The 7,272-nt window shown below is 66.8% G+C and carries 8 protein-coding genes; all 8 read left to right on the plus strand.

The genetic code is table 11. From position 1 onward, the window contains the following. The coding region (locus H926_RS26685; RefSeq protein WP_043608944.1) for a heme exporter protein CcmB at positions 1-432 on the plus strand (432 nt) is incomplete at its 5' end. 62 nt (positions 433-494) lie between these two features. Next, positions 495-1,493 carry a cysteine synthase A gene (locus H926_RS0109960; RefSeq protein WP_022676166.1) on the plus strand — a complete coding sequence of 333 codons (999 nt, stop codon included), beginning with the start codon at positions 495-497 and terminating at the stop codon, positions 1,491-1,493. Positions 1,494-1,522: 29 nt separating this feature from the next. Then, positions 1,523-1,858, plus strand: a complete 336-nt coding sequence (locus H926_RS26690) for a hypothetical protein (protein WP_233253890.1) — start codon at positions 1,523-1,525, stop codon at positions 1,856-1,858. Between the two features lie 401 nt (positions 1,859-2,259). After that, entirely contained in the window at positions 2,260-2,760 is a 501-nt protein-coding gene (locus H926_RS0109970) for a division/cell wall cluster transcriptional repressor MraZ (RefSeq protein WP_022676168.1), read from the plus strand. After that, on the plus strand, positions 2,757-3,761 hold the full coding sequence (gene rsmH, locus H926_RS0109975) for a 16S rRNA (cytosine(1402)-N(4))-methyltransferase RsmH (protein WP_022676169.1): 1,005 nt from the start codon (positions 2,757-2,759) through the stop codon (positions 3,759-3,761). The genes H926_RS0109970 and rsmH overlap by 4 nt, the downstream gene beginning before the upstream one ends. Beyond that, entirely contained in the window at positions 3,758-4,555 is a 798-nt protein-coding gene (locus tag H926_RS34100; RefSeq protein ID WP_022676170.1) for a hypothetical protein, read from the plus strand. The genes rsmH and H926_RS34100 overlap by 4 nt, the downstream gene beginning before the upstream one ends. Then, positions 4,552-6,291, plus strand: coding sequence for a penicillin-binding protein 2 (locus tag H926_RS0109985; protein WP_022676171.1), 1,740 nt, complete (start codon positions 4,552-4,554; stop codon positions 6,289-6,291). The genes H926_RS34100 and H926_RS0109985 overlap by 4 nt, the downstream gene beginning before the upstream one ends. After that, positions 6,288-7,272 (plus strand): Mur ligase family protein (locus tag H926_RS0109990; protein ID WP_022676172.1); only part of this gene is annotated, 985 nt, incomplete at its 3' end. The genes H926_RS0109985 and H926_RS0109990, both read left to right, overlap by 4 nt.

The raw sequence follows: 7,272 nt of genomic DNA on the forward strand, positions 1-7,272 counted from the left end.
GATGTCGAAGCCGGGCTGTTCGATCAGTGGGCGTTGCGCGGCCTGTCGGAAGAAGTGCTGCTGATGGTGCGGATCGTGGCGCACTGGATCAGCTTTGGCGTGCCGCTGCTCCTGGCAGCGCCCGTGGCAGCCGGGCTGCTCTCGCTCGATGCCGGGCAACTGGCCATGGTCGAATGGGGTCTGCTGCTCGGCACGCCGGGGCTTGCGGCGATTGGCGTGACGATCGCCGCGCTCACTGCCGGCCTGCGCGCCGGTGCGGCGCTGGGCGGGCTGCTGGCCATTCCGCTGACGGTGCCGCTGCTGATTTTCGGGGCTGGTTCGCTGCAACCGGGAGGTGAGGGCGGGCTCGGCCTGCTGGCGGCGTGCAGCCTGGTAGCGCTGGCCGTGGCGCCGTTTGCCGGGGCAGCGGCGATCCGGGCGGCGCGCGAATAGCTTTGCCGGCCCCAAGCGCAATTGGGTTGCCGTTTGCGTCATGGCGCCTTACCTCGCAAGGCATGACTGCTTCCGCGATCGTCCCTGACAGCCTCTCCTTGATCGGCAACACTCCGCTCGTGCGCCTGGCCGGCCCGAGCGAGGCGGCTGGCGCCGAAATCTATGGCAAGTGCGAATTTGCCAACCCCGGTGCCTCGGTCAAGGATCGCGCCGCGTTGTGGATCGTGCGCGATGCCGAGGAACGCGGCGCGCTGCAGCCGGGCGGCACCATCGTCGAAGGTACGGCGGGCAACACCGGCATCGGCCTGGCGCTGGTCGCCAATGCGCTGGGCTACAAAAGCGTGATCGTCATGCCCGAGACGCAGTCGCGCGAAAAGATGGATACGCTGCGCGCGCTGCGGGCCGAGCTTGTGCTGGTGCCGGCGGCGCCCTTTTCCAATCCCAACCATTTCGTCCACACCTCGCGCCGCATTGCCGAGGAAACCGAAGGCGCGATCTGGGCCAACCAGTTCGACAACATTGCCAACCGCCGCGCCCATATCGAAAGCACTGCGCCCGAAATCTGGGCGCAGATGGATGGCCGCGTCGATGGGTTCATCTGCGCGGCGGGCACCGGTGGCACGATCGCCGGCACCGGCATGGGCCTCAAGGCCTTTGACGAAAAGATCACCGTGGGCCTGGCTGATCCCCACGGCGCTGCGCTCTACAACTATTACGCCCATGGCGAACTCAAGGCCGAAGGGTCTTCTGTCGCCGAAGGCATCGGCCAGGGCCGCATCACCGCGAACCTGGAAGGCGCGCCGATCGATACCCAGTTCCGCATTTCCGACCAGGAAGGGCTTTATTGGGTCGAGCGCCTCTTGGCCGAGGAAGGGCTGTGCCTGGGCCTGTCGAGCGGGATCAACGTGGCAGGCGCAGTGGCGCTAGCCAAGCAACTCGGCCCTGGCGCGCGGGTAGCCACGATCCTGTGCGATACCGGCTTCCGCTATCTCTCGTCGCTCTACAATCCCGAATGGCTGCGCGCCAAGGGGCTGCCCATCTTCCCGTGGCTTGAGCAATAAGCTATAGCCGCGCGATGGCGCTGTTCCGATTGCATCGCGAACGCAAGTTGACCCCGTTCGGGGCCGCATCGGCTGCGCCGATCGCGCCGGTGCATCATGTCCCGCTTTCGCCCCGTGAACTGCGCGCGCAGGCGGTCTATCGCCTGCAAGTGGGGCTGTTTGGCCTGGGCGGGATCATCCTGCTGATCAGCCTGGCCAATGTCGTCATGGAGCGGGTGACCCTGGCCAACCGCGCGGCCGCACTCGATCCCACGGTGGAAGCGAGCGCCACGGCCGCCAACGACCCGCTGGTCGACATGGGCGTGGCCCCCGAACTGCCGGTGGGCGCCGCCCCCGCGCAACAGAACCCCAGCCAGCAGCACTGATCCGCCGCACTGCGGATTGCCCCCAGGTGGCAAATCCGCCCTGTTCGGGGAAAGCACGGGCCAAACCGCCGATCATTCCCGTTCGTTCACGGGAAAGCGCGGGAAAAAGCATCTCCGAAACGGGCGTGATTCGGAAACTGGCGGGATTCCAAGGGCTTCAATGTGAAACATAAAGTGAACATATCTATGGTTAAGCGTAAAATACCATAAAAAACCTCAATCGAATCAGCTTCTGACCGTTCTTTCCCGCAATTTCCCCTTTTCGCCCGGGGCGTCCCGCGATAGCATGGCGCCATCGGGACAAGCTTTCATGTCGCATCCGTGGGGGATGGTTCGGCTGGTGTGCGCACATCAGCCGTCGACGGGGAGCTTTTGTCCGGCGGGCAAGGTGGTGACGGGACGTGGCGGGAGCACCGTCAAACTATTGGGGGCAGGGCTTCTCGCCGCGTGGCGAGAAGAACCGCTTCGTCCTGCCCGCAGACTTCCGCGCCACCGTGAAAGACGCTTCGCAGGGCCAGCGCCTGCTTTGCCTCGATCGCCATCACAAGTTCCCCTGCCTCACCGGTTTCGGGCTGTCCCGCGTGGAAACCTTTCCCGCCCGCATTGCCCGGGAAGAGGAAATGGCCTTCAAGCGCGGCGACGACTTTGACCCTGACACCCGTGCCGCCCAGCTTTATGGTTTCCTCCGTGCCAGCTTTGACGAATCCGGTCGTTTCATCCTGCCCGATCACCTGGGGGAGCAGGCCAGCGTGAACGACGCGCTCTATTTCCATGGCGGCGGCGAATTCTTCACCATCTGGGCACCCGAGGTGCTGTTCACCATGGACAGCGGCTGGGACAGCGCCAAGGCGACCTGCCGCGCGCTGATGGCCGAAGCCGCGCAAAAGGCGAAGCGCAAGTGAGCGCGGGGCTGCCCTCTGACCTGCCGCCCTCGGCAGCTGTGCCCGCGCAGGCCCCGCACATTCCCGTGCTGCTCGATGAAGTGATCGCCGCGCTGGCACCCCAGCCGGGCGAGGTGATCGTCGACGGCACGTTCGGTGCGGGCGGCTATACCCGCGCGATCCTGGCGCAGGGCGCCACCGTCCATGCCTTTGATCGCGATCCCGATGCGATCACCGCTGGCCGCCTCTGGCCCGAAACCCAGGGCGCCGCGCCCACCCTCGTGCTCCATCCGCGCCGGTTTTCGGAAATGGCCACTGCCCTGGCCGAAGCCGGGGTGGGCCAGGTGCAGGGCGTGGTGCTCGATATCGGGGTCAGCTCGATGCAGCTTGACCAGCGCGAGCGTGGCTTTGCCTTTTCCAGCGATGGTCCGCTCGACATGCGCATGTCGCAGGACGGGATGAGCGCGGCCGATTTCCTGAACGAGGCCGACGAGGCCGAGATCGCCGATGTGCTTTATATCTACGGCGAAGAGCGGCAATCGCGCCGGGTCGCGCGCGCCGTGGTCGCGGCGCGCCCGCTGACCACCACTGGGCAATTCGCCGCCGTGGTGCGCAAGGCGCTGGGCTATCGCCCGGGGGCAGCCAAGGATCCGGCCACGCGCAGTTTCCAGGCGGTGCGCATTCACGTGAACGGCGAACTGGACGAACTGCGCGCCGCGCTTGATGCGGCTGAGCGCCTGCTGGCGCCGGGCGGACGGCTGGCCGTGGTCAGCTTCCACAGCCTGGAAGACCGTATCGTCAAGCAGTTCCTGCGCGAGGCGGCGGGCGCCACGCCTGCGGGCTCGCGCCATCTGCCGCCCCAGGCGCAAGCCTTTGCGGCCGTGTTCGAAAAGCCATCGGCGGCGATCCGCCCTGGCCCTGAAGAAGAGGCGCGCAATCCGCGCGCCAGGTCTGCCACCTTGCGCTGGGCGGTGCGAACCGCTGCCCCAGCGCGCGCGCTTGCGGGGAACCTGTCGGCATGATCCTGTCTGCTCAACGCCTGCGTTCGATCGGTTGGCTCGCCCTGCTTGCAGTGTGCGGCGCACTGGTCATGATCCTGTCGTTCCGGGTCAATGCCCTGCGCAGCCAGGTGCATCGGGCCGAGGGCCAGATCGTGGCGCTCAAGCAGCAGAAGATGTACCTGGAAACCGAGTTCGAAACGCGCGCCAACCAGCAGCAGCTCAAGGCGTGGAACGATCTTGAATTCGGCTATGTCGCCCCGGTTGCCGGGCAATATCTGGAAAATGAACGCCAACTCGCGGTGTTGAGCAGGCCGGCCGAACCTGATGCGCCCGCGCCGATCCGCGTGGCCACGGTGGATGACAGCGTGATTGCCGCTGCCGCGTTCCCGGCGCTGTCGGGCGATCACCCGGCGGTGCGGCCGCTGTCGGAAACGCACGAGGCGGAAAGCGATGATGCTGGCGCCGGCAAGCCGCGCAGCCGCCCGCTCGACCATGCCCAGGCAACCGCCACGCTGGCCGAAAAGCTCGGCACGCTGCATGCGGCCACCAACCATACGGTGGCGGCGCGCGACGAAAAGCGCGAAAAGCACGACAAGACCACAGCCAAGCACACGGCAGGTGTGGAGAAGACCGCGTCCAAGGCTTCCCGCGAGACCGCCGCGCGGACTAAGGCTGGCACCAAGTCTGCCCGGGCAGACGCCAGGGATGGTAAAGGCGGCAAGGACAAGGCGAAGGCCAAGGCCAAGCCGCCGGTCAAGACTGCGCAAAAGAGTGCCCGCGGGGATCGCAAGACAGGAGTGAAGACGAGCCGGTGAACCAGCTTACCGCCTCGGCCGCCATCGCCACCGGCCGCGTCCAGCTGGCCAGCGTGCGCCAGCGTTCGCTGGTCACTGCCAAGGTTCGCGTCCTGGTGGTCGCGGTGGGCTTTGTCTTCCTGACGCTGACGGCGCTGGTGCGCCTGACGCAGCTGGGCCTGTTCGAACAGGCGCCCGATCGCCGCTCGCTGGCCGAGGCCTTGCTGCCCCCGCGCGGCGAGATCACCGATCGCAACGGCGTGCCGCTGGCCCGCGCGTTCCCGTCCTATTCGCTGTGGTTCAATCCCAAGGCGCTGGGCGAAAAGGGCAACCCTCTGGTCAAGACGCCCGAGGAAGTGGCCCGCGCCTTGATGCAGATCTTTCCCGATGCTGATTACAAGGATCTGGTTGCCCGGCTGAAATCGGCCAAGGGCAGCTATCTGCGCAAGCGCGTACTGCCCGAGGAAGCCAATCGCGTGTTCGCCCTGGGCGAACCGGCGCTGGAATTCCCGCGCGAGAATCAGCGCTATTATCCGCAAGGCTCGCTCGCGGCCAACGTGCTGGGCTATGTCGATGAAGAGGGCAAGGGCCACGTCGGGATGGAGCAGGTGCTCGAACCCCGCCTGCTCGATCCCGCGCAGCGCGGCACCCCGGTGGAACTCTCGCTCGATTCGCGCGCCCAGGGTGCGCTGGAAGACGAGCTGCTGCGCGGCATGCAGGAAAGCAATGCCAAGGGCGCTGCCGGCATCGTGCTCGACGTCGATAGCGGCGAAGTGATCGCGCTCGCCTCGCTGCCGTCGTTCAACCCCAACCGGTCAGACCGCGCATTCAACGACCTGGTGTTCAACCGCGTGTCGAACCAGGTGTACGAGCTTGGCTCTACGTTCAAGCCGATCACCATTGCCGCCGCGATCGATGCTGGCGTCGTCACCGACCTGTCGGTGCGCTATCCAACTGCGCCGCTGCACATTGCCGGGCGCACCATCCACGACAGCCACAACTTCGGCGCCTCGCTGAACGTGCCCGAGGCGCTGATCCACTCGTCGAACATCGTCACCGCGCAAGTGGCCGACAAGCTGGGCGGCCCGCTGCTGAGGCAGACGATGATGGCGCTGCACATGAACCAGCGCCCCACGATCGAGCTGCCGGCGCGCGGTTTCCCGCTGTGGCCGCACGGCGAAAACAAGGCTGGCGACTGGAGCCGGATCACCACCATGACGGTCAGCTATGGCCACGGCATCGCGGTTACGCCGCTGCACTTGGCCTGCGCCTATGCCGCGCTGGTCAACGGCGGCATCTGGCGCCCGGCCACGCTGTTCAAGGTCGATCCGGCGCATATTCCGGCCGGCACCCGCGTGTTCAAGGCCTCGACCAGCGCGCGCATCCGCCAGTTGCTGCGCATGATCGTGGCCGATGGCACGGGCCGCAAGGCCGATGCCTCGGGCTTCCGCGTGGGCGGCAAGACCGGCTCGGCCGAAAAGCCCGGCAATGGCGGCTATCGCAAGACCTCGCTGGTTGCGACCTTTGCGGCCGCCTTCCCGATGGACAAGCCGCGCTATGTGGTCATTGCCATGCTCGATGAACCGCAAGGCACGGCGGCCACCTCGGGCCAGCGCACCGCGGCCTGGAACGCGGCGCCGATCGTCGGCCGCGTGGTGCCGCGCATTGGGCCGCTGCTCGGCGTGGTGCCCGATGGCAGCCGCGACGTGGATATTTCGGATCTTTCGCCGTTGATCGGCAATGGAGAAGGTGAATGAAGCTGGGTGTGCTGGCACGGTCTGCCGGCGTGGCGCTGCTCGATGCAGCCGCTGACATCAACGTAACCGGCTTTGCCATCGACAACCGCAAGGTGGCGCCGGGCACGGTGTTTGGCGCCTTTGCCGGTGCGCAGGTGAATGGCGAGGATTTCATTCCCGCCGCCATCGCCGCTGGCGCCGTCGCGGTGGTCGCCCGGCCCGAAGCGCGCGTCGAAGGCGCCGTGCATATCGCCGATGTCAACCCGCGCCGCCTGTTCGCGCATCTCGCCGCGCCGTTCTTTGCCCCGGTGCCCGAAACCGTGGTGGCCGTCACCGGCACCAACGGCAAGACCTCGACCGTGGAAATGACGCGCCAGCTGTGGCGCATGGCCGGCCACGCCGCTGCCTCGATCGGCACGCTGGGCGTTACCACTGCCGATGAAAGCGTGTCGACTGGGCTGACCACGCCCGATATCGTCACGTTCCTGGCCAACATGCACGGCCTGGCCCGTGAAGGGGTGAGCCATGTCGCCTATGAGGCGTCGAGCCACGGCCTTTCGCAGTTCCGCAACGAAGGGCTGCGTGTGGTGGCCGGCGGCTTTACCAACCTGAGCCGCGACCATCTCGATTATCACGAGACCATGGACGCCTATTTCGCGGCCAAGATGCGCCTGTTTGACGAAGTGGTGGCCGATGGCGGCACGGCGGTGGTCTGGGCCGACGATACCTGGAGCGACAAGGCCCTGGCCCATGTCGCCGCGCGCGGCCTCAAGGCGCTGACCGTGGGCGAAAAGGGTGAGGCGATCCGCCTGGCTGGCCGCACGCCGACGCAGCTGGGCCAAGTGCTGGAACTGGTGCACGATGGTGCCACGCGCAAGGTCACGCTGCCGCTGATCGGCGCCTATCAGGCGGCCAACGCGCTGGTGGCGGCGGGGCTGGTCATCGCCAGCGGCGGCGCGGCGGCGGCAACGCTTGATGCATTGGCCCGCCTGCAGCCGGTGC

It is taken from the genome of Novosphingobium sp. B-7, from assembly GCF_000410615.1.
Taxonomy (GTDB): Bacteria; Pseudomonadota; Alphaproteobacteria; order Sphingomonadales; family Sphingomonadaceae; genus Novosphingobium; species Novosphingobium capsulatum.

Coding starts and splice junctions, on each gene's coding strand:
- H926_RS34100 (WP_022676170.1), top strand. CDS start 3,758: ATGATCCTGTCTGCTCAACGCCTGCGTTCGATCGGTTGGCTCGCCCTG.
- H926_RS0109960 (WP_022676166.1), top strand. CDS start 495: ATGACTGCTTCCGCGATCGTCCCTGACAGCCTCTCCTTGATCGGCAAC.